General features: G+C 66.5%; 14 protein-coding genes. 4 read left to right on the plus strand and 10 right to left on the minus strand.

Features of this window, described 5'->3' with window-relative positions; all coding sequences use genetic code 11:
• From ATE71_RS20880 to ATE71_RS20895, 4 genes are all read right to left on the minus strand, one after another.
• Nucleotides 1-592: MFS transporter (locus ATE71_RS20880; protein ID WP_152998874.1), on the minus strand; the 592-nt coding region annotated here is incomplete at its 3' end.
• A gap of 122 nt (nucleotides 593-714) precedes the next feature.
• Entirely contained in the window at nucleotides 715-1017 is a 303-nt protein-coding gene (locus ATE71_RS20885) for a hypothetical protein (protein WP_058805249.1), read from the minus strand.
• A 26-nt stretch (nucleotides 1018-1043) separates the two neighbouring features.
• Complete coding sequence (locus ATE71_RS20890; protein ID WP_058805251.1) at nucleotides 1044-3923, minus strand: M16 family metallopeptidase; 2880 nt, start codon at nucleotides 3921-3923, stop codon at nucleotides 1044-1046.
• 95 nt (nucleotides 3924-4018) lie between these two features.
• Nucleotides 4019-6175: an acylase gene (locus ATE71_RS20895; protein ID WP_201022996.1), complete on the minus strand. Its 2157-nt coding sequence runs from the start codon at nucleotides 6173-6175 to the stop codon at nucleotides 4019-4021.
• Nucleotides 6176-6328: 153 nt separating this feature from the next.
• Here ATE71_RS20895 and ATE71_RS20900 point away from each other — a divergent pair, with 153 nt between their 5' ends.
• From ATE71_RS20900 to ATE71_RS20910, 3 genes are all read left to right on the plus strand, one after another.
• Complete coding sequence (locus ATE71_RS20900) at nucleotides 6329-7897, plus strand: leucyl aminopeptidase (protein WP_058805268.1); 1569 nt, start codon at nucleotides 6329-6331, stop codon at nucleotides 7895-7897.
• 163 nt (nucleotides 7898-8060) lie between these two features.
• Nucleotides 8061-10637, plus strand: a complete 2577-nt coding sequence (clpB, locus tag ATE71_RS20905) for an ATP-dependent chaperone ClpB (RefSeq protein ID WP_058805252.1) — start codon at nucleotides 8061-8063, stop codon at nucleotides 10635-10637.
• A 41-nt stretch (nucleotides 10638-10678) separates the two neighbouring features.
• The gene (locus tag ATE71_RS20910; protein WP_058805254.1) at nucleotides 10679-10951 is read left to right on the plus strand and encodes a hypothetical protein; all 273 of its coding nucleotides are present in this window, start codon (nucleotides 10679-10681) and stop codon (nucleotides 10949-10951) included.
• A 66-nt stretch (nucleotides 10952-11017) separates the two neighbouring features.
• Here ATE71_RS20910 and ATE71_RS20915 read toward each other — a convergent pair whose 3' ends face one another.
• From ATE71_RS20915 to xseA, 6 genes are all read right to left on the minus strand, one after another.
• Entirely contained in the window at nucleotides 11018-12898 is a 1881-nt protein-coding gene (locus tag ATE71_RS20915) for a tetratricopeptide repeat-containing sulfotransferase family protein (protein ID WP_082665338.1), read from the minus strand.
• Between the two features lie 7 nt (nucleotides 12899-12905).
• A complete protein-coding gene (locus ATE71_RS20920) occupies nucleotides 12906-14417 on the minus strand; it encodes a putative 2OG-Fe(II) oxygenase (RefSeq protein WP_058805258.1) in 1512 nt (503 codons plus the stop codon).
• Between the two features lie 97 nt (nucleotides 14418-14514).
• Nucleotides 14515-17661: a TonB-dependent receptor domain-containing protein gene (locus ATE71_RS20925; protein ID WP_058805259.1), complete on the minus strand. Its 3147-nt coding sequence runs from the start codon at nucleotides 17659-17661 to the stop codon at nucleotides 14515-14517.
• A gap of 262 nt (nucleotides 17662-17923) precedes the next feature.
• Entirely contained in the window at nucleotides 17924-18862 is a 939-nt protein-coding gene (locus tag ATE71_RS20930; protein ID WP_058805261.1) for a M23 family metallopeptidase, read from the minus strand.
• Complete coding sequence (locus ATE71_RS20935) at nucleotides 18859-19071, minus strand: DUF2093 domain-containing protein (protein ID WP_058805263.1); 213 nt, start codon at nucleotides 19069-19071, stop codon at nucleotides 18859-18861. Before ATE71_RS20935 ends, ATE71_RS20930 begins: the two co-directional genes overlap by 4 nt.
• Before the next feature lie 76 nt (nucleotides 19072-19147).
• Nucleotides 19148-20575 (minus strand): exodeoxyribonuclease VII large subunit, encoded by a 1428-nt coding sequence (gene xseA, locus ATE71_RS20940; RefSeq protein WP_058805264.1) that lies wholly within the window; start codon nucleotides 20573-20575, stop codon nucleotides 19148-19150.
• On the opposite strand from xseA, the gene purD reads away from it, so the two are divergent.
• Nucleotides 20574-21851, plus strand: coding sequence for a phosphoribosylamine--glycine ligase (gene purD, locus ATE71_RS20945; RefSeq protein WP_058805266.1), 1278 nt, complete (start codon nucleotides 20574-20576; stop codon nucleotides 21849-21851). The two genes, xseA and purD, sit on opposite strands and share 2 nt — an antisense overlap.
• The last annotated feature ends 261 nt before the right edge of the window (nucleotides 21852-22112 follow it).

Raw genomic sequence — 22112 nt, forward strand, 5'->3', positions numbered from 1 at the left:
GATCGAGCGTTTCGGGCAACCGCCGCAGCCAGAGCAGCATCACCACGCCCATCACCGCGAGGACGAGGAAGATCCAGCGCCACCCCGCGACCGCCGCGACGCCCGCCCCGATCGTCGGCGCGATGATCGGCACGATCATGAAGACGAGGAAGATCAGCGACAGCCGCTTCGCCATCGCATCGCCCGCGAACAGGTCGCGGATAACGGCAACGACGATCACGCCCAGCGCGGCGCTGACCATCCCGTGCCCGAACCGCAGCGCCAGCAGCATCGGAAAGCTGGTCGCGAGACCGCAGCCGATCGCGAAACAGACATAGGCAACCAGCGCCGGAACAAGGACGCCCTTGCGCCCGAAGCGGTCGGCGAGCGGGCCGTAGAGCAGCGCTCCGAGCGCGGTCCCGAGCAGATAGGTCGAGATGACATATTGCCGGTCGTTCGGGGTCCCGACGCCGAGCGCATGGCCGATCGCGGGCAGCGCGGGCAGCATCGCGTCGATGGCAAGCGCGTTGAGCGCCATGACCATCGCCATCATGAACACCATTTCGCGGTCGCCCGGCAGGCTCCGCTGAGGGGACTGGGCCGGTTTGTGCATTGCAGCGGCGCTATGCGCCCATGCCGCCGCTTTGGCCAGCCCTCAAAAGGCCTTGAGCATTGCTATGCAAAGCAAAAGGGCCGCCTATAGAGGCGGCCCTTCGCATTTTTCTGATCGCAGGTTCAGCCCTGGCGCGTGCCGGTCATCGCCATCGAACCGAACGCGCCGGCCTTGATCGTGCCGGTCAGCGCGTCGCCGTCGATCGTCGCTTCGCATTCGAGCGTCATCGGCATCGGCACCTTCATGTTCATGGTCCAGGTCAGCTTGTTGCCGTCGACCTTGCCATTTTCGACATCGAGCGAACCCATGGCGCCGGCATTCTGCCCGGTGAAGCTGTCGCCATTGCTGGCGACGGTGAAAACCGACTTCTGATCGCCCATCGGCGACTTGGTGACGCAATCATAGCTGCCATCGACTTGGGACATTGGGGCTCTCCTTACTGAAACTGATGTTAGTTAGCGGGAGACACCGTTTCCACCGGCAAACCCAATCCGTCAAGCTGCGGTTTCACCACCGCGGCATCGCCGACGACGACATAGACGAGATCGTCGGCGCGCAGCATCTTGCGGGCAGCAGCATCGATCTCGGCGGGGGTCATCGCTTCATAGGTCGCCGGCAGCGTCTCGTAATAAGTGTCGGGCCGGCCGAATTTGACGATGTTCCGCACGCCGCCGAGGACATCGCCCGAAGTTTCGAAGCTGCCCGGCAATTCGCGAATGCTGCCATTGGTGCTCCATTCGCGTTCCTGCGCGGTGACGCCCTTCGGGCCGAGGAAGGCCGTCAGTTCGCCCTGCAACTCCTTGATCGAATCGCCGGTGCGGTCGGCCTGGACGGGCGCAGCGACGACCCAGGCGATGCGATCCTTTTCGCTCGAAAGGCGCGTGCGCACGCCATAGGACCAGCCCTTGGTCTCGCGCAGGTTCATGTTGAAACGCGACAGGAAATTGCCCCCGAAAATATCGTTCGCGGTGCGCAGCGCCTCAAGATTATCGCCGCCCTTCGCGTCGAGGACGCGTCCGGCGAGGATCACCGACTGGGGCGATTTCGGCCGGTCGACGAGCAGGATGCGCGGGCTCGGCGTGGGGATCGCAATCTCGAAATGCTTGACCGGTTTCGCGGTCTTCGGCGCTTTCCACTGGCCGAGCGTCGCGTCGAGCTGCTTCTTCACTTCGGCCAGGGTGGTGTCGCCGACGACGAAGATCCGCGCATTGTCAGGGCGGATCCACGTCGCGTGGAATGCCGCGAGTTCGTCGCGCGTCGCGGCTTTGACCGCCGCTGCATTGCCAAGGCCCGACGGCGGGATGCCATAGGGGTGGTCGGCGCCGTAGAGCACGGGGACCAACACGCGCGATGCCAGCGCATTGGGATTGTTGAATTCGGCCTTCAACCGGTTGAGCTGCTGCGCACGAACGCGTTCCAGTTCCTTGCCGTCGAACGCCGGGTTACGGATATAGTCGGCGAGCAGGCCGAGCGAAGCGCCAAGATTGGGCTTGAGCGCAAACAGGCTGAACACCGTTTCGTCGGCATTGGCGCTCGCATCGATCTGGGCACCCAGCCGTTCCTTCGCTTCGGCGAAGGCGATCGAATCGAGGTTCTGCGTGCCCTCGTCCATCAGGCTGAGCATCAGCGACTGCGTCCCCAGCGCGCTGTGTGGATCGGCGGCATAACCCGCATCGAAGCTGACCGCGACGTTGACTGTCGGCACCGCCGAGCGGCGCGCAAAGACGACCTCGATCCCATTCTTCAGCTTCGTCCGTTCGATTGCGGGGAAATCGAGCGCGGTCAGGTCGGCGACGGCCGGCAGCGTAGAGCGGTCGGCAAAAGAGGTCGCGCCGCTCATCGCCGGACCGGTGTCGCCCAGGTCGGGATTCCAGTAACGATCGGGCGTGATCGCTGCGACGACCTTGCCACCCTTCACCGCGCCGCCGCGATTCTCGCCGCCCTCGGTGCGCTCGCCGGGCGTATAGGTCAGCGAGAAAGCGGGACGCGACAGCCATTTCTGTGCGACCGCCTTCACCTGTTCGGGGGTGGCCTTCGCCATCCGGTCGAGCTCGACCTTGTAATAGGCGGGATCGTTCGAATAGAGCGCGCCCTCGGCCAGCGTCACCGCCTTGCCGCCGAACCCGCCGACCGATTCGAGCCCCGAAATCGTGCCCGCCAGATAGCTTGCGGCGGTCCGCTGCAATTCATCGGCGGTCGGGCCGCTCGCGAGGAAGCTCGCGATTTCTTCATCGAGCCGCTTGCTGACGTGCGCGGGATCGACTCCGTCCTTGACGTCGGCCTGGACCAGCAGAATCCCCGCATCCTCGAACGGTTGGGCAAAGGCCGAAACGCTGACGGCGACCGGGTCGCGGCGTACCAGCGCATTGTCGAGGCGCGACGACGACAGGCCGCCGAGCACGCCCATCGCCATCTGGAGCGGCACCGCCTCGGGATCGTTCAGCCCCGGGATCGCCCACATGCGATAGATGCGCGTGGTCGGGATCAGGTCCTTGACCTCCTTTGCCAGCGGCGCGGGAAGCGTGGGCACCGACGTTGCGGGCATCGCGACCGCGGGGCCGCGGGGGATATCGCCGAACCATTCCTGCACCTTCGCCTTGGCCGTGGCGACATCGACGTCGCCGGCCAGCACGAGCACGGCATTGTTCGGGCCATAATTGTCGGTGAACCACTTCTTCACATCGTCGAGGCTCGCGGCGTCGAGGTCGGCCATCGATCCGATCGTGCTGTGGTGATAGGGGTGGCCGGTCGGGAAGAGATTTTCGAAAATCTCGTACCGCAGCAGGCCATAGGGATTGTTGTCGCCCTGACGCTTCTCGTTCTGGACGACGCCGCGCTGGTTATCGAGCTTTTCCTGCGTGACCGCGCCGAGCAAATGTCCCATGCGATCGCTTTCGAGGAACAGCGCGCGGTCGAGCGCGCCGGTCGGCACCGTTTCGAAATAATTGGTGCGATCGACGTTGGTCGTCCCGTTGCTGTCGGTCGCGCCGACCTGTTGCAGCGGTTCGAAGAAATCGCCGGGCGCATTTTCCGACCCGTTGAACATCAAATGTTCGAACAGATGCGCAAAGCCCGTCTTGCCCTTGGGCTCATGCTTCGATCCGACGCGGTACCACACCGATACCGCGACGACCGGCGCCTTGCGATCCTCATGCACGATCACGCGCAAGCCATTGTCGAGCGTGAAGCTCTGATAGGGGATGTCGACCGCTTTCACGAGTTCGGAGATCGGCGCGGGATCGGCGGCTTTCGCCTTGGCGAGCGCGGGTCCCGCGGCGACGAGCGAGGTCGACAGGGCAAGGACGACGGCGAAACGACGGAAACGGATCATGAAATCCCCCAGATCAAGGCAGGCAGGCGCGCGCCTGCGAAAAACGGGTGCCGGACGGCACTGTATCAATGGTTTAGGACAGCAAATCGCGGCTTTCAAGGCCGATAGAATCGCGCCCCGCTGGCCTTCAGCGCCGCCGGGTCGAACAGAACAGGTTTCAGCTTGTGCGCCACGAACAGCGGCGCCTGGTCGTTATAATGCGGGCTGTCAGGGCGCGTCGTCGCCGCACCGAACGGCTGGATCGATTCGGAGCGCACGCGTCCGTCCCGGTCCCACGTCACGAACATGATGAAGCTGTCGCCGTGGCGGACCTTCAGCCGCCCGTCGGGCTCCTCGTCCCACAGGGTAGAGGCACGCACCGTATCATTGCCGCCGTCGAGCGGCAGGTCGACGCGGTTTGCGCCCTCGCCGTGCCGCAACCGAAGCACGGTCCCGAGCTTGGGATCGAGCCCGCCGAAATATTCCTGCAGATGCGCGACCGTCTCTTTCAGCACGACGCGCGGATCGGGGGCGGCGCGACGCTGGTAATGGCGGCCGTTCGCCGGCCGCAGCACCATCAGCGCCAGCGCGTCGCCCTTGCCCCGGCCGTCGAGGTCCCAATCCCATTGGCGCAGCAACGCCTGCGCGCGCGCCAGCGCCGGATCGTCGCTGGTATCGAGCGCGAGCAGCCGGTCCATCCACTGCTTGGCATAGCCGGTCTTCGCATAGGCCGTGTCATATTTGATTGCCTTCAGCCGCGCCTCGTCGATCTGCCCCGACGCTTCGAACAATTCGATCAGCCGCGTCGCGCGGTTGGTCATATCGTCCTCGATCCCGAGCAGCGGCGAGAAGGCGGCGGCATCGAGTTCGTCGCCAGGGCCCGCCGCGATCCACGGCGTGTTGTTGGCGTTCATCACATAGCCCGAACGCGGATTGACCAGGGCCGGCACGCGGTCGAACGGCAGCGTTTTCGTCCACAAATCGGCCGACGTGTCGCCCGGCAGCACGCCGCGCCAGTTGAACCCCGCCGGCCGGTCGGGGAACATTGCATTATAGAAAAGCCCGATATTGCCCTTCGCATCGGCGTAGATGAAATTGGTCGCGGGCACGCCCTGCCCCGCCATCGCGGCGCGCCATTCGCCGAAATCCCTTGCCTTGTTCAGCCGGTAATATTGGGTGACCATGTTCGCCTGGTCGATCCCCGCATAGCGGATCGCAAAGGCGCCCTTGTCATTCTTCACCACCGGGCCGTGGATCGAACGATAGATCGTGCGCGGGATCGGCAGCACGAACGGGCCGACCTTGACCTTCAGCCAGATGCGCTTTGTCTCGAGCGGGCGCCACGCACCGTCGAAGCGGTAATTCTTGCCGCTGTCGTCAAGGGTTAGCTTGTACACATCGATCAGGTCGGGCCGGTTCACCGTGTTGGTCCAGCCGAGATATTTATTGTGGCCGAGGAAGGGATAGGGCGAGCCCGGGAAGTTCGCGCCCGCGAAATCCCAGCCCTCTTCCGAATGGACGACAAGTTCGTACCAGGCGACCCCGCCGGTCCACGGCTGATGCGAATTGGACACGAGCCGGGTCGCTCCGTCGGTCGCGCGCGCCGGCGCGACCGCCATCGCGTTCGAGCCATTGTCGGCCGGGTCGCGGCCGACCGGCGTCAACTCGCGCGGTACGAGCTTGCCTGTCGCGTCGAGCGCGGGACCGCCCTCGCGCCCGATCGGCTTGTCCTCGACCAGCGAGCCCAGAACCGAATCGAGCCCAAAGAAAAAGGGCGACCGCAATACGAAGCCCGCAACGACATCCTCGCCCGTGACGGGAAACAGCCCCGACAGTCGCACTTCGTCGGGATGCTTGTCGGCATAATGATTAAGCCCCGCGGCATATGCCGTGAACAGCTGCTTCACATCGTCGGGCAGCCGCGGCCAATCGCGCTTTGTCGTCGCCCGGACATCGAGCAGCGCCGCGGCATAGTCGATCTTCGCGCCATCCTGCCCCAGCATGGCCCCGGCGCGCCCGCGCGTCATCGCCAGCACTTCCTGCAGCGTCGAAAAATCATCCTCGGCGTGGGCGTAGGCGACGCCATAAGCGACATCGGCGTCGGTTTTGCCAAAGATATGCGGCACGCCGAACTTGTCGCGCGCGATACGAACATCCGCCGGCTTGAAATTCGGCGCGGCCGGCGCCTCGGCGGTCATCGGTTCCCAGAGCGCGAGCGAGGCTGCGGTGAGCACCAGCAGGAACAGAAACCCCAGCAAAATCCGTCGCAGCATCTTTGGTCCTCTTGTGCCCGTTCGCAGGGCTTGTGGCGGCCATGTCGTCCGATGGCAAGCGACTGTCGTTCGTCGAGCCGGATTTGCGGGTGAGCGGCCCGGCGCTATGCAAGGCGCAGGTCATTGAACAACGGGGAATATCGAACCATGCGCATGAACAGCCTGCTCCTTTCCGCCTGCCTGTCGCTCGCCCTCGCCCCCGCGGCGATGGCGCAGGCCGTGACGGGATCGGGCGTCGTCCCGGCAAGCATCGCAAACAGCGCCGAGCGGGCGATCGGCTTCGCCGCCAACGCCCCCGCCGGCGCGGCGCTCGTCGTCGTCATGGCCGATGCCACGCTGCCGCCGCTCGACGGCGTCGCGCTGAACGTCGCCGAACGCCAGGCGGTGACTGCGGCGATTGCGGCGGCGGGCTTCGACGGCAAGGCGGGATCGACGCTGTCGCTGCGCGGCATCGGCGCGCATCCGCGCATCCTGCTCGTCGGCACGGGCGCGACACCCTCTTCGCTCGCGCTGGCAGAAGCCGGCGGCGCGGCCGCGCAGGAGCTTCAAAGCGAGGCGCAACCGGTGACGATCGCGGGCGCCTTTGGCGACCGCGCGGCCGCCGACGTCGCTTATGGTTTCGCGCTCGGCCAATATCGCTTCGACCGTTATAAGACCGTCGACAAAAAGGCACCCCCCACCGGCGCGGTGACGCTCGTCGGCGCCGATCCGTCGGCCGCGGCGGCCGCCTTCGCAAACCGCTGGAAGCCGCTGGCCGACGGGGTGCGCCTGTCGCGCGACCTCGCGAACGAACCCGCGAATGTGATCTATCCCGAAAGCTTCGTCGCGCGCGTCCGCGAAGCCTTTGCCGGAACCCCCGGGATCAGCATCGAGGTTCTCGACGAAGCCGCGATGCGCAAGCTCGGCATGGGCACGCTCGTCGGCGTCGGACAGGGTAGCCCGCGCGGCTCGCGTCTGCTCGCGGTGCGCTATCGCGGCGCGGATGCGCCCGATGCGCCGATCGCCTTCATCGGCAAGGGCATCACCTTCGATTCGGGCGGCATCTCGCTGAAACCCGGCGCGGGCATGTGGGACATGAAGGGCGATATGTCGGGCGCGGCCTCGGTTGTCGGCGCCGCGCTGTCGCTCGCCAGATCGCGCGCGCCCGTCCATGTCGTCGCGGTCGCCGCGCTCGCCGAAAATATGCCCGATGGCAACGCCCAGCGCCCTGGCGACATCACGCGCACCATGTCGGGCAAGACGATTGAAATGCTCAATTCCGACGCCGAGGGCCGCCTCGTCCTCGCCGACGCCAATGAATATATTGCCGCGACCTACAAGCCGCGCGCGATCGTCAACATCGCGACGCTCACCGGGTCGATCGTCGGGGCGCTCGACGACCAATATGCCGGCCTGTTCGCCCGCGACGAAAAGCTCGCCGCCGCGTTGCTCGCGGCGGGGGCGGCCAGCGGCGAAGAGCTGTGGCGCATGCCGCTCCACGAAAATTACGCCGCAAAGCTGAAATCGGACCTCGCCGATATCCGCAACATCGCCCCCGGCCAGGGTCCGGGCGCCAGCTTGGGCGCGCATGTCATCGGCTTCTTCGTCGACGAGGCGACCCCCTGGGCGCATCTCGACATCGCGGGCGTCAACCAGGCCGACAAGGCGACCTCGCTTGTTCCCAAGGGGATGAGCGGCTTTGGTGTACGCCTGCTCGACCAGCTCGCGCGGAACGGGGAATAGACACTCTACACCCGCTCGTGTCGAGCGAAGTCGAGACCGCCCGAAGGTATGCACGACGGGTGGGCATCTCGACTTCGCTCGATGTGAACGGGAATAGGCAGGAAGCCCTTGTGTTGCACAATGGCAACACTATCTTGCCGGGTGAGAAAGGGGCTTATCCAGCATGAACCTCGAAAAATTTACCGACCGCGCCAAGGGCTTTTTGCAGGCGGCGCAGACAATCGCGATCCGCATGAACCACCAGCGGATCGGTCCCGAGCATATCGCCAAGGCGCTGCTCGAAGACAATGAAGGCATGGCCGCCGGGCTGATCGCGAAGAGCGGCGGCGACGCCGCGCGCGCGGTGCAGGGCATCGACGCCTTGCTCGCCAAGGTTCCCGCCGTGTCGGGATCGGGCGCGCAGGCGACGCCGGGGCTCGACAATGATGCCGTGCGTCTGCTCGATCAGGCCGAACAGGTCGCGACCAAGGCGGGCGATGGCTATGTCACCGTCGAACGGCTGCTGCTCGCGATGGTCCTTTCGACCGGCACGCCCGTCGGCAAGGCCCTTTCCGATGCCGGGGTGAAGGCCGATGCGCTGAACGCCGCGATCAACGCGCTGCGCGGCGGCCGCACCGCCGACACCGCCTCGGCCGAGGACCGCTACGAAGCGCTCAAGAAATTCGCCCGCGACCTCACCGAAGTCGCGCGCGAGGGCAAGCTCGACCCCGTGATCGGCCGCGATGAGGAAATCCGCCGCACCGTCCAGATCCTCGCGCGCCGGACCAAGAACAACCCGGTTCTGATCGGCGAACCCGGCGTCGGCAAGACCGCGATCGCCGAAGGGCTCGCGCTGCGCATCGTCAACGGCGACGTGCCCGACAGTTTGAAGGATCGCCGTCTCCTCGCGCTCGACATGGGCGCGCTGATCGCAGGCGCCAAATATCGCGGCGAGTTCGAGGAACGCCTCAAGGGCGTGCTCGACGATGTGAAGGCCGCCGAAGGCGAAATCATCCTCTTCATCGACGAGATGCACACGCTGGTAGGCGCGGGCAAATCCGAAGGCGCGATGGACGCCTCGAACCTTTTGAAGCCCGCCCTCGCACGCGGCGAACTCCATTGCATCGGCGCGACGACGCTCGACGAATATCGCAAGCATGTCGAAAAGGACCCCGCGCTCCAGCGGCGTTTCCAGCCGGTGTTCGTCGGCGAGCCGACGGTCGAGGATTCGATCTCGATCCTGCGCGGGATCAAGGAGAAATACGAACTCCATCACGGCGTGCGGATCACCGACGGCGCGATCGTCGCCGCGGCGACGCTGTCGAACCGCTATATCTCCGACCGCTTCCTGCCCGACAAGGCGATCGACCTGATGGACGAGGCCGCGAGCCGCATCCGCATGGAGGTCGAATCGAAGCCCGAAGAAATCGAAAGCCTCGACCGTCGCATCATCCAGATGAAGATCGAGGAAGCCGCGCTGTCGAAGGAAAGCGACGAGGCGTCGAAGGACCGGCTCGCAAGCCTGCAAGCCGAGCTCGCGAACCTCGAGCAGCAGTCGGCCGAACTCACCCAGAAGTGGCAGGCCGAGAAGGACAAGATCCACGCCGAGGCGAAGATCAAGGAGGAGCTCGACGCCGCGCGTTCGGCGCTCGAACAGGCACAGCGCGCCGGCGACCTCGCGAAGGCGGGCGAGCTAAGCTACGGCACCATTCCCGGCCTCGAAAAAAGGCTTGAGGAAGCGCAGGCGGCCGCGGGCAACGCGATGCTGCGCGAGGAGGTCACCGCGGACGATATCGCCGCGGTGGTCAGCAAATGGACCGGCATCCCCGTCGACCGGATGATGGAAGGCGAGCGCGAAAAACTGCTTTCGATGGAAAGCACGCTGGAAAAACGCGTGATCGGTCAGGACGAAGCGGTTCGCGCCGTTTCGACCGCGGTGCGCCGCGCGCGCGCGGGCCTTCAGGACCCCAATCGCCCGCTCGGCAGCTTCCTCTTTCTCGGCCCCACGGGCGTCGGCAAGACCGAGCTCACCAAGGCGCTCGCGCGTTTCCTGTTCGACGACGACAATGCGATGGTCCGCATCGACATGTCCGAATTCATGGAGAAGCACAGCGTCGCGCGGCTCGTCGGCGCGCCTCCGGGCTATGTCGGTTATGAGGAGGGCGGCACGCTCACCGAAGCGGTGCGGCGCCGGCCCTATCAGGTCGTGCTGTTCGACGAGGTCGAGAAAGCCCACGCCGACGTGTTCAACATCCTGCTCCAAGTGCTCGACGACGGGCGCCTCACCGACGGGCAGGGGCGCACGGTCGATTTCACCAACACGCTGATCATCCTGACGTCGAACCTCGGCAGCCAGGCGATCGCCGCGCTGCCCGACGGCGCCCCGGTCGAACAGGCCGAACCCGCGGTGATGGAAGTGGTGCGCGCGCATTTCCGGCCCGAGTTCCTGAATCGGCTCGACGAGATCGTGCTCTTCAACCGCCTTGCGCAGCAGCATATGGCCGCAATCGTCGATATCCAGGTGGCGCGTGTCCAGAAACTCCTTGCCGACCGCAAGGTGACGCTCGACCTGACCGACGCCGCGCGCGCCTGGCTCGGGCGCGTCGGTTACGATCCAGTCTATGGCGCCAGGCCGCTGAAGCGTGCGGTGCAGAAATATCTGCAGGACCCGCTCGCCGACCTGATCCTGAGGGGCGATGTGAAGGATGGATCGACGATCCGGGTCGACGAAGGCGACGGCGCGTTGACGCTCAGCGTTTGAGCTGGCACATTGGCATCATCCCTTCATTCAAGGACTTGTTGATGAAAGCTCTGTTTTTTGGCGTTGCGGCGCTCGCCCTCGTTTCGGCCCCGGCCATGGCAAAATCCGACCCCGACAGCGCCGACAGCGCGCAGACCAGCGGCGACAAGGCTGCAGACGGCAACGAACGGATTTGCAAGCGCGAGAAGATCATCGGTTCGCGTCTCGGCAGCAAGAAAGTCTGTGCGACCGCCGCCGAATGGGCCCAAATGCGCGCCGACCAGCGGCAGGCGACCGAGCGCGCCCAGAACAATCGCCCGCGCGCCGGAAACTAAGCTCCCGCTCTCATCGCGGCGCGCCGGAGCGCGCGCCGCGACCGACGGGCATGTTTGCGCAGCCCGCTAGTCGGCCTCATATCCCATGCGTTCCGCCCACGGGCGGAGAATTGGCAGCACCGGGGCAAGATGCTCCGCATAGCGGCGCCAGCGATCGGCCGCGCGCGTGTAAAGCTGCTCGCCGATCTGCGAATAGCTCGCGGTGCGGACCCGGCCCCGACTGCGGGCGATCTGCTGATGATCGAGCAACGCATCGTCCCATTGCAGCCCGAGCCACGCGACAAGCGGCGCCAGTTCGGCGCGCGGGTCGGCGACAAGCCGCTCGTAGCGCACGGCATGCACATCGGCGGGAAACAGCTGCATCGCCCGCTCCCAGGCCGTAAAGGCCGCGTGATAGGTACGCGCCGCCTCGTCGAGCGAGGCAAAGCTGCGCATCGCGAAATTCATCTGGAAATTGGCCATGAAACAGCTGAGCACCGCGTCATAGGGGTGCCGTTCGGCGAAGATGAAACGTGCGTTGGGAAAGAGCCGGTGCAAGAAGGGGAGCCGCGTCATGTTGAGCGGATGCTTGTCGACCAGCCAGCGCGTCTCGTCCCATCCCCACTCGCGCGCCGAAGCGAAATACGCGTCGCGCAGTTCCGTCACCCGCTCGGGCGTCAGCGCCAGCAGGTCGGCATCGACGAGCGCCAGCGTGCGCGCGGCCATCGGCCGTTCCTCGATCACCGACAGTTCGGGAAGCCCCATCAGCATCGTGTCGAGCAAAGTCGTGCCCGAGCGCGGAAAGCCGACGAGGAAGATCGGATCGCGATGTTGCGGATCGCTTTCGATCGCGGGCCACCCGCTCGCCCAATCGTCGGTCCAATGCGCGACATCGGCTTCCACACGCCCGCGAAAGCTTGGCCCCTTGAGCGGGGGCGCGGTGGCGAGCGCGGCGCTGTTCATGCCTTCAAAGGCCTTGAACGCCGCATCGGCGTCGCCGCTCCGGTCGGCAATGCCGCCGATCAGATGAAGCCTGCGCAAGGGGTGGATCGTTTCAGGAATCGCCGCCGCGAGCAAGGCCGCCTCTTCAAAGCGGCCGTCGCGCCGCGCTTGCCACGCCAGCAGGAAGGAAAATTCCGGCGGTGCATTGTCGCGATCGACGCGACCGATCAGCGCCGCCAGTTCGTCCACCCGGTTGAGGCTTTCGTAAATCATGCCGAGTTCGATATGCGCCGCGCCGAAACCGGGCGAGAGCGCGATGGCGCGCTCGAAACTCGCGACGGCCGCGTCGAGATCGTCGCGGGTCGCATGGGCGAGGCCCAATTCGGTCAGCAGCTGCGGGTCGTCGGGCGCCACCTTTTCCGCGTCGAGCAGGGTCTTCAGGCGCGCCCCGTGCCGATCGGCCTGCCGCAGCAATTCGGCGAGGTTGAGATAAATGGGCACCTCCGCTGGCGCGAGCGTGATCGCGCGCTCGAACGCCTTGATCGCACCTTCGATATCGCCCGTTGCGGCGAGGACATTGCCCAGATTGTTCCAGCTCGAAAGATCATCGGCGTTGGCGTCGGTCACGCGCCGGTAAATCGCCGCCGCGCTGTCCAGCCGCCCCTCTTCCTGATGGATGAAGGCCTCGATACGCGCGAGCGAGGGGTCGTCCGCGCCCTCGACCAGCGTCATCGCGCGATCCTTGCGGCCCGTCCGCAGCCACGCATTGGCCAGGTTGGCGCGCGTCGCCCGGTCGCCGGGACGCAAGGCCAGCAATTCTTCGAGCAGCGCGATCGCGCGGTCGGTCTGCCCGAGATGGAGCGCGGCATGCCCCCCCAGCGCGAGATAGGGGACGCGGTCCTCCGCGCCGGGCAGGGCCGCCTCGACGATGTCGAGCGCGGACCGCATGTTGCCCGCCCGCATCGTCTGCATCGCCTGGAGGAGAGCGGGCGGAGGCGTCAGGGGCGAAGTCGGGCGGGTTGCCATGGCATGTCTAACCTTTGGGTGGGCGGGCGATGTCGAACGCGACGGTCAGGCGTTCGCCGCTGCGGAACGGGCGCGTACCATGCCACATCGTCGATGGAAACAGAACAAGCCGGCCGGGCTTCGGCTCGACAAGGCGAAGCGGTGCCAGCCCGGGAACGAGATCGCGCGACTCGCCCAGGCTGAGCCAGCCCTCCTTCCGTGCCTTTGCCTCGGCCGGCTGGTCGGGCACGGCGACATAGAAGGCCGAGCTGATCCATCCTTGGCTGTGGACATGATCGGTGTGAAACCCTTCGCCCTGCAGCCGCACCGACCAGGATCCGGCAAAGCGGACGGGGTCGCGATCCTCGATCAGCGTCGGATGGCCGGCTTCGGGGGGCGGCAGCTGGGCGATATAGAATGACACCGCCTTTTCGATGGCGGTGCGAAGCCGGGCGACGACCGGCTCGTCGCGCAGCAGGAGATGGCCGTCGGTCTGCGTTCCGCCGCGGACCGACTGATCGAGCGGCGCCGCGCGCGCGCTGTGCAGCGCGCGAAGATGGTCCGCGAGATCCCCGATATCGCCCAACTCCGGGCCAAGGTCATGGCACCCGATCATCGCGTCGTTTTCAAGCCATTCGTAGCGGCTGTCGCCCGTCATCCGCCATGCCAACGCCCGATAAGGCCACAATATCCGATCCGTATCGCCGTCGATCCATTCGTCGATGAGCTGCGCCGCGCGGTCAGGCCGGTTCGTACGCACAAGATGGCGAGCGAGCTGCGCCGCAAGGTCGATACGCGCCGGCTTGCCGAGCGCTGCGAAGCGCCGGTCCGCGTCGTCGTGGCGCCCGCGCTCGGATGCGACATGCGCGGCAAGCGCGGTAAGCCACGCAGCCTCGCCCAACGCCGTTTCCGCGGCGGCGACCGCCGCCGCGGCACCGTCCACGTCGCGCGCCTCCAGAAGGATGGCGATAAGATGATGATGAAGCTCCGCTTGCCGCGGCAATTGGCGCAACGTCGCCGCGATCGTCGCGGCGGGGTCCAGCCCCTCCTGCCCGCGCAGGCGCGCGAGCGTCCGGTGGCCGTCGTACCAGAGCGGATTTTTCGCGAGCAGCGCTTCCAGCCCGGCGATCGCCCCCGCCGCGTTGCCGTCCGCGACCTGCGCCGCCGCGCGGCCCAACAGCACGGCGCCGTCGGCTGGCGCAAGGCGCGCCGCATGATCGAACAGCGCCGCCGCGGGCTTGCCCGCCTCCAGCGCGGCGCGGGCGTGGCTGTGCGCGATCAGCGGATCGGTCGGCGCCAGCCGGGCGGCCTGGCGAAAGGCGTCGAGCGCGGTGCGGCTGTCGCCGGTTGCGCGCGCCGCCAGCCCCAGCAATTGCTGCATGCGTGCATTTTTGGGATGGTGCGCCGCCGCCAGACGGGCGGGAGCAAGAAGTTGCTCGGGCCGGTCGCCGCGCAACAGCGCGATGCCGGCGGCAAAAAATGCGTCAGGGTCGCGGGGCGATGCGGCGCCGATCCGTTTTTCGGCCTCCAGGCGTTTCACTCCAGCGCTGCCTTCCGTCTCGATATGCGTGCCATTCGGCTGAAACGAAAATGGCGGACCCGCAGGCCCGCCATTCCCGATTCCAATTCCTGGACGATTAGAAGTCCAGGGTCACACCGGCGTAAACATAACGGCCAAGCGCGTCATAGGTCTGCGCAAAGACGTTGCCGTTACACGGACCCGCGGGGCAAGCCTGCGAACCGGTCGTCGGCGGTTCCTTGTCGAACAGATTGTTCGCGCCAAGGCGGAAGTTGTAGTGGTCGCCGACCTTCATCGTCAGGGCAAGGTCGAAATAATTGACCGCCTTGAACTTCGCGAGACCCGGACGGGCCACGCCGCCCGGAGCCGGACCGGCGTTCGACGTGTCGCGAAGGTTCGGATTGTCCTCGACCGCGTCGAGCGAAACCGAACCGATGTGGCGCCAGCGCAGCGACGCGCCGAAACCGCTCGGCATGTCGAAGCTCACGCGAGCCTGGTGACGCCATTTGGGGTTCACCGTGCCCGAGTTCGAGGTCGCGCTACACACGTTGCCGTACAGACCCGCGCAGTCATAGCTGCCGGCCTGCTCGATCCCCGTGTCGGTGACCAGCTTGTCGAGATAGGTCCCGACGAAGCTCAGGCCCAGACGACCCGCGCTGCCGATTTCGCGGCTGTAGTTCGCGTTGATGTCGATACCCGCGGTGCTGACACCGCCGACGTTGCGCGAGAGATCCTCGACAAAGCCGGCCGAGCTGCGCCACAGCGAACCCGACGCGTCACGATTGACGAGGTCGCAGAACTGCGGATCGGCGAACTCGGTGCAAAGGCTGAGGATCGTGTCCTGGCCAAAGCCCTGGATCGCGCCGGTCAGGTCGATCTTGAAATAATCGACGCTGGCCGAGAAGCCCGGCAGGAAGGTCGGCGTGAGCACCACACCGACGGTGTAGGTGTCGGCGACTTCCGGAAGCAGGTCCGCGTTGCCGCCGATCAGGCCGTTATACTGCGCGGCGGGGTTCGGGGCGACGATCTGGCCGACCGACAGGCCCTGGGCCAGACAGCCGACGTCGGCTGCCGTGATCGCGAAGCCGGCGCAGGGATCGCTCGAACCGTTGAGCGCAACGCGAACGGGTGCGAACAGATCCTGAACCGTCGGCGCACGCACCGCGCGGTTATAGCCGCCGCGGAAACGGATGTCCGCGGTCGGAGCCAGTTCGGCTTCGATCTTGTACGTGTCCGTGGTCGCGCCGGTGCTATAGTCCGAATAACGATAGCCGCCCGTGATCGTGAAATCATAGACCCAGCTGTCGCGAGCGATCGGCAGGCTGACTTCGGTGAAGAACTCGGTCACGTCGAACGAGCCGCTGACGGGCAGCGTGGCCGCGCCCTGACCGGCGAGATCGCCCGTCGAGAAGGCGAGATCCGACAGGAATTCGAGCCGTTCCTTGCGATATTCGGCGCCAAGGACGATGCCCACGCCTTCGTTGGCCCAGGGCGACTGGATGCCATATTCGCCCAGCGCGCCGGCGACATAGCCCGAAAGGACCTGTTCGCTGACGATACCGCGCTGGAAGCCCGGGGTCGACAGATAGGCGGTGGCGTCGCTCGACGGCGGGTTCGTGCCGGGCGAGAAGATATCCCACGGCACGCAGTTCGGATCCGAACCGTCGAGCACCGAACGGCAAACCGGATCGAGTTCCGGCGTGTTCGGATTGTCGACGACGTCGAGCGCGCGATTGATGCGGGTCACCGAGAAGTCGTTGGTATAGGTCTCGGCAAAGTTGGTCCGGCCATATTGATAATAGGCGTCATAGGACCAGGCCGGGCTCAGATCGCCACGCATACCGAGGATCGCGCGATAGCTGGTGTGCTGCAGGTCGTCGCGGCGCGGGCCGCCTTCGACGTTGCGGCGCAGGATCTGCGCGAAGCCGCGGTTGTAGGCGGCGCCGGTGACGGGGTCGAAGAACTGCGCCGGAGCCGAACCCGGATTGTTGCCGACGACTTCGAAGGCATCGCGCGGGTCGGCGCTGATCAGCAGGTTTTCGGTGTCGCAGATGACGGCGCGCTGTTCGGCCGACAGCAGCGGGTTGTCGCAGTTGATCGACAGCGAGTTACCGAAGTTGCCCGACGGAGCGATCTGGGCGACCGTGCGGTCGTCCATGAACATGAACTCCATATAGGGGTGCAGCGCTTCGGAGATTTCATAGTCGGCGAACACGCCGGCCGTGTAACGTTCGTCGGGACGCTGGAAATAGTTCAGCGGCGCAAAGTTGTACGGCGTGAAACCACCGAGCAGCGAGCGGTTCGGACCGAACTGGTAGATGGTCGAGGTGAACGAATCGGCAATGCCGTCGCCGTCCGCATCGGTCGCATCGCCGAACGAGTCATAGGCGAAGACCGTGCCCTGCGGCGAGGTCGCCGAGCCGCCGCAATTGTAGAGGCGGCCACCACCTTCGACCGACGCGGCCGTTGCGGCCGAAAGCGCGCAAGCCGAATAGTCGCGGGTCGCCTGGTTGACCGGGTTGATCTTGCGATAGCCGACATAGGCGGTCACATGGCCGCGGCCGTCGTCGAAGCCCGCACCGAAGGCGAGAGTCGCGTCGAAGGTGCCGCCATTGGTCGACATGCCGCGCGGATAGGCGTTGTTGCTCGCGTCGAGCGGATCGGTGAACCGGCTCTTCCCGCGGTTGTCGTGGTTGTAGAATGAATATTGCGTGTCGAGCTTGAAGCCTTCGAAATCGGTATCCATCACGAAGTTGACGACGCCCGAAACGGCGTCGGCGCCGTACACCGACGACGCACCGCCGGTCAGCACGTCGACGCGCTCGATCAGCGCGGCCGGAATGACGTTAATGTCGGCAGCCGACGTGGTCGGGTCACCGGGGACGAGACGGCGACCGTTGACGAGGACCAGCGTGCGCTCGGCGCCCAGGCCGCGCAGGTTCAGCGTCGCGGTACCCGACGAACCGTTCGAAACGTTCGAACCCTGCGCCGCGAAGACCTGCGGCAGCGAGTTGACAAGATCTTCGACGCGGGTCGTGCCGGTCTGCTTGAACTCGGCGTTGCTGATGACGGTGACCGGGCTCGCCGATTCAAGGTTCGGCTGCTTGATGCGCGAACCGGTAACGACGATCGGCGCGTCGTCGGCGGCCACGTCGTCGGCGGGCGCGTCCTGCGCCATGGCGGGCGTCGCAATCGCCAGAAGGCCGACGCCGAGCACAAATGGCGCAGCGCCAAGCTTCAGCTTGGAAAATTGAGTTTTCTTCACAGTGCAGTCCCTTGCTACTGATGGATGAACTACCCGGACCCCCGACGCGCGAAAAACGCGCGCGCAAATGCCCCGATAGCGTGCGGGATGGCTCCTCGTTCATCTGGAGTAAAGGAAATTCCCGCCGCTTTCCGTCGTTTCAAAAGCCATTGTGACGTATTTGCAACAAGTACGGGACGCGGCGAAACACAAGGGGCGGGAAGCGCGGCTGACGCGACATTTTGTTTCAACGGTTACGAATTCACGCGAAAATCCGTACGCGTCAGCGGGCAATAGGCCCGGCAAGTTTAGCGGGGTCGAGCCGCGCATCGCGCCACTTCAAACCCCAGTGCATATGCGGCCCGGTCGCGCGTCCGGTGCGCCCCACGGTGCCCAATTTCTGCCCCTGGACGACGCGGTCGCCGACCCGCACGTCGAGCCGCTGGCAATGGAGGAACGCGCTCGACAGTCCCATGCCGTGATCAACGATCAAGAGATTGCCTTCGAGCGTGAAAGGCGCGCTTGCCGCCAGCGTTACCACCCCGTCGGCCGGCGCAACGAACGGCGTCCCCGCGGGAACCGCGACGTCGGTGCCGCTGTGATAACTGCCAGGCTTGCCCTGATAGACGCGCTGCGATCCGAAAAAGCCCGACAGCCGCCCGGCGACCGGCCAGCGGAACGCCTGCCGCCAGCCATCGGATTCGACCGGCACGGCCCGCGCGGCGGCGATCTCGGCGAGTTCGGCGGGGCGGCGGCGCTGAAATTCCGCGTCGCTCGACGCGCTGCCGCGATAGGGCGCGTCGATATGTTCGATCCGCCAGCGACCGGGCGCAACGGCGATCGTCCGAACGACCTCGCGCCCGTCGGCGAGCGTCGCGACGAGCCGCGCGGCGGCGGGCGCATCGCGGTCGAATGCGATCAGAAAGCCGCCGTCGGCGGCGACCGGGATCGGCAAGCCATCGAGCGCCAGCGCGCGCGTCTCGCTCGGCACCCGTCCGACCATGACCGCGCCCTGTTCGGCGATTCCCGCAAGCGTGAAATCGGGGCGCAGCGGGGCGTGCGGCGGCGTTGGCGCGGGCGCTTCGGCCTTCGCGGGGACGGGATCGATCGACGGGGCGGGCGCGGGCGTCGCCCCGGTCCCTGCCGCCGGCACGCAACCGGCGGCGGCGATCAGCAGCGCGAGCGCCGCTCCGTGCCGCGGCCAATCCTTCACAAAGCTCATGCCTTGCGCGCGGCGTCCAGCTCGGCCTTCACCGATATCTCGGCAGTCGCATAGGGCTCTTGCCGCGCGACCGACCAGTAACGCAGCTCGTCGAGCCCGATCGGCGCGCCGCTCACCGCGCACAGCACATGGTCGCCCGGCGCAAGGACGCGAAACCCGTTCGGCCCATATTGCAGGCGGGCAAGGCGGTTGCGGCTGGCAATCAACATGATTTTCTGTCCATTCGGGGATACATCGTGCCGGCGACTATAGCAGCATCGCGCCGCGCGGCCACCCCCGGCGCGCTCAGAAGAGCTCGCCCTGCCCCCGGCCGGGCGCGGCCGGCGGCGCCCTGGGGGCCCGCCTGGGCGTCACGGGCGACGGCGCACCTTCGCCGCCCACCACCACCGGCACCTCGCCATCGGCGAACTGCAATTGCAAATGCCCGGCGTCGCGGGCCTTTGCGGCGGTCGTGACGATCGCGCCTTCGACATCGCGCACCATCGCATAGCCGCGCGACAGCAGCGCGCGCGGATCGAGCGAGGTCAGCAGCCGCCCCAGCCCTTCGAGCTGCGCGCGGTCGCGGTCCCAGCGCCGGGCGAGCAGCGTCGGTCGCAGCGCCGCGCCGCGCGTCGCCAGCCGCTCCGAAACCACCGCCAGCCGGTGGCGCTGGCTGCGGTCGAGCCGCTCGCCCGCATCGTCGAGCCGCTGGCGCTGCGGCGCATAAAGCGCCTCGCGCTTGGGCAGGTGCCGTGCGAGCGCGGTCAGCCGCTCGCCCGCCAGCGCCTGATGCCGGCTCGCCGCACCGATGATCCGCCCGTTCCACGTCGCCAGCTGCGACATCAGCTCGGCGCGCACCGGCACCGCCATCTCCGCCGCGGCCGTTGGCGTCGGCGCGCGCACGTCCGCGGCATAATCGGCGAGCGTCACGTCGGTCTCGTGCCCCACCGCGCTGATCGTCGGGATGCGGCAGTCGGCGATCGCGCGCACCACCACCTCCTCGTTGAAAGCCCACAGATCCTCGATCGACCCGCCGCCGCGCGCGACGATAACCAGGTCGGGGCGCGGCACCGGCCCGCCCGGTGCAATCGCATCGAAGCCGCGGATCGCATTCGCGACCTGCGCCGCGGCGCCGTCGCCCTGCACCAGCACCGGCCAGACGATGACATGCGTCGGGCAGCGGTCGGCGAGCCGGTGGAGAATATCGCGGATCACCGCCCCGGTCGGCGAGGTCACGACGCCGATCGTGCGCGGCAGATAGGGCAGCCGGTCATATTTGCGTGTCCGGTCGAACAGCCCTTCGGCGCCGAGCCGCGCCTTCAATTTTTCGAAGAGCAGCATCAAGGCGCCCTCGCCCGCGACCTCGAGCGTGTCGACGACAAGCTGGTATTTGGAGCGCCCCGGATAGGTGGTGAGCTTGCCGGTCGCGATCACCTCGATCCCGTCCTCGGGCCGGAAGGCGAGGCGCGCCGCCTGTCCCTTCCACATCACCATGTCGATCAGCGCATTATCGTCCTTCAGCGCCGCATAGAAATGCCCCGACGCCGCGCGCTTCGTCCCCGACAATTCACCTCGCACGCGCACGCGCGCGAAGCCGTCCTCGACCGTGCGCTTGATCGCCGCCGACAATTGGCTGACCGACAGCGCCGGCGCATTGTCCCCAGGCGCCGCCTCGGCTAACAGCCGCGCTTCGGTGCCATCGTGGGACGCCGTATCGGGAAAAGGGACTGACATGAATATCCTGCTGGTCGGATCGGGGGGCCGCGAACATGCGCTCAGCTGGCAGTTGGCACAATCGCCAAGCTGCGCCAAGCTCTATGCCGCACCGGGCAACCCGGGGATCGAACTCTACGCCGAATGCGTGCCGATTTCGGTCGATGACATCGAGGGCCTGATCGCCTTCGTCAAGGCGCATGCGATCGACTTCGTCGTCGTCGGCCCCGAAGCCCCGCTCGTCGCGGGCCTCGCCGACCGCCTCGGCGAGATCGGCATTCCCGCCTTCGGGCCGTCGGCCGCCGCCGCGCGCCTCGAAGGATCGAAGGGCTTCACCAAGGATCTGTGCGCGCGCGCCGCGATCCCGACCGCCGCCTATGTCCGCTGCACCAGCGCCGAGGAAGCGCGCGCCGTGCTCGAAGGCTTTGCCATCCCCGTCGTGATCAAGGCCGACGGTCTTGCCGCGGGCAAGGGCGTGATCATCGCCGAAAGCCGCGAAGACGCCGAGGCGGCGATCGACGAAATGTTCGATGGCGCCTTCGGCAGCGCGGGTGCCGAGGTCGTAATCGAGGAATTTATGACCGGCGAGGAAGCGAGCTTCTTCGCGCTTTCCGACGGCGCCGACGTCATCGCCTTCGGCAGCGCGCAGGACCATAAGCGCGTCGGCGACGGCGATGTCGGCCCGAACACGGGTGGCATGGGCGCCTACAGTCCCGCGCCGGTGCTCACCGCCGATCTCGAAGCGCAGGTGATGGACCGCATCATCCGCCCGACCGTCAGAGCGCTCGCCGCCGAGGGCACGCCTTATGTTGGCGTCCTCTTCGCGGGCCTGATGCTGACGGCTGAAGGTCCCAAGCTGATCGAATATAATTGCCGCTTCGGCGACCCCGAATGCCAGGTGCTGATGATGCGCTTCAAGGGCGATTTCGCCGCGCTGCTCCACGCCGCCGCGACCGGGACGCTCGCCGCAGCCGAACCCCCGGCCTTCTCGCACGACTATGCCCTCACCGTCGTGATGGCGGCGAACGGCTATCCGGGCACTCCCGAAAAGGGCGGCGCGATCCGCGGCATCGCCGATGCCGAAGCGGGGGGCGTGCGCGTTTTCCACGCCGGAACGGCCCGCGACGACCGCACGCTCGTCGCCGCCGGCGGCCGCGTGCTCAATGTTACCGCTACGGGCAAGCGCGTGACCGAAGCGCAGGCGCGCGCCTACGCCGCGGTCGACAAGCTCGACTTCCCGAGCGGTTTCTGCCGCCGCGACATCGGTTGGCGCGAAGTCGCGCGCGAAGCGGAATAGGTGCCGCCCCCTTCCCCGCGATCGGGCGTCGCCAAGCGGAAATGGCAACGAAAATCATGATGATCCGTTCGTTGGGCTGGACCCCGCCGGTACGGCGGCATAGGCTGGTCCAAAATCAGGAGTGGAGATGAACATGGCCTGGCTTCAGGAAAATTACATCGTCGCGGTCGTCGGCCTCGTCGTTGCGGTCGTTTTGCTCTGGTGGCTGTTCGGCCGGTCGAAACCTGAAGAGATTGCGCCGCCGACGGCCGAGCCCAAGAA

It is taken from the genome of Sphingopyxis sp. H115 (assembly GCF_001468465.1).
Lineage (GTDB): Bacteria > Pseudomonadota > Alphaproteobacteria > Sphingomonadales > Sphingomonadaceae > Sphingopyxis.

Bases quoted from the DNA above. Each gene is read 5' to 3' on its own strand.
- purD (WP_058805266.1), top strand. From the start codon at position 20,574: ATGAATATCCTGCTGGTCGGATCGGGGGGCCGCGAACATGCGCTCAGC.
- ATE71_RS20885 (WP_058805249.1), bottom strand. From the start codon at position 1,017: ATGTCCCAAGTCGATGGCAGCTATGATTGCGTCACCAAGTCGCCGATG.
- ATE71_RS20895 (WP_201022996.1), bottom strand. From the start codon at position 6,175: ATGCTGCGACGGATTTTGCTGGGGTTTCTGTTCCTGCTGGTGCTCACC.
- ATE71_RS20935 (WP_058805263.1), bottom strand. From the start codon at position 19,071: ATGTTGATTGCCAGCCGCAACCGCCTTGCCCGCCTGCAATATGGGCCG.
- ATE71_RS20910 (WP_058805254.1), top strand. From the start codon at position 10,679: ATGAAAGCTCTGTTTTTTGGCGTTGCGGCGCTCGCCCTCGTTTCGGCC.
- clpB (WP_058805252.1), top strand. From the start codon at position 8,061: ATGAACCTCGAAAAATTTACCGACCGCGCCAAGGGCTTTTTGCAGGCG.
- ATE71_RS20890 (WP_058805251.1), bottom strand. From the start codon at position 3,923: ATGATCCGTTTCCGTCGTTTCGCCGTCGTCCTTGCCCTGTCGACCTCG.
- ATE71_RS20900 (WP_058805268.1), top strand. From the start codon at position 6,329: ATGAACAGCCTGCTCCTTTCCGCCTGCCTGTCGCTCGCCCTCGCCCCC.
- ATE71_RS20930 (WP_058805261.1), bottom strand. From the start codon at position 18,862: ATGAGCTTTGTGAAGGATTGGCCGCGGCACGGAGCGGCGCTCGCGCTG.
- ATE71_RS20915 (WP_082665338.1), bottom strand. From the start codon at position 12,898: ATGGCAACCCGCCCGACTTCGCCCCTGACGCCTCCGCCCGCTCTCCTC.
- xseA (WP_058805264.1), bottom strand. From the start codon at position 20,575: ATGTCAGTCCCTTTTCCCGATACGGCGTCCCACGATGGCACCGAAGCG.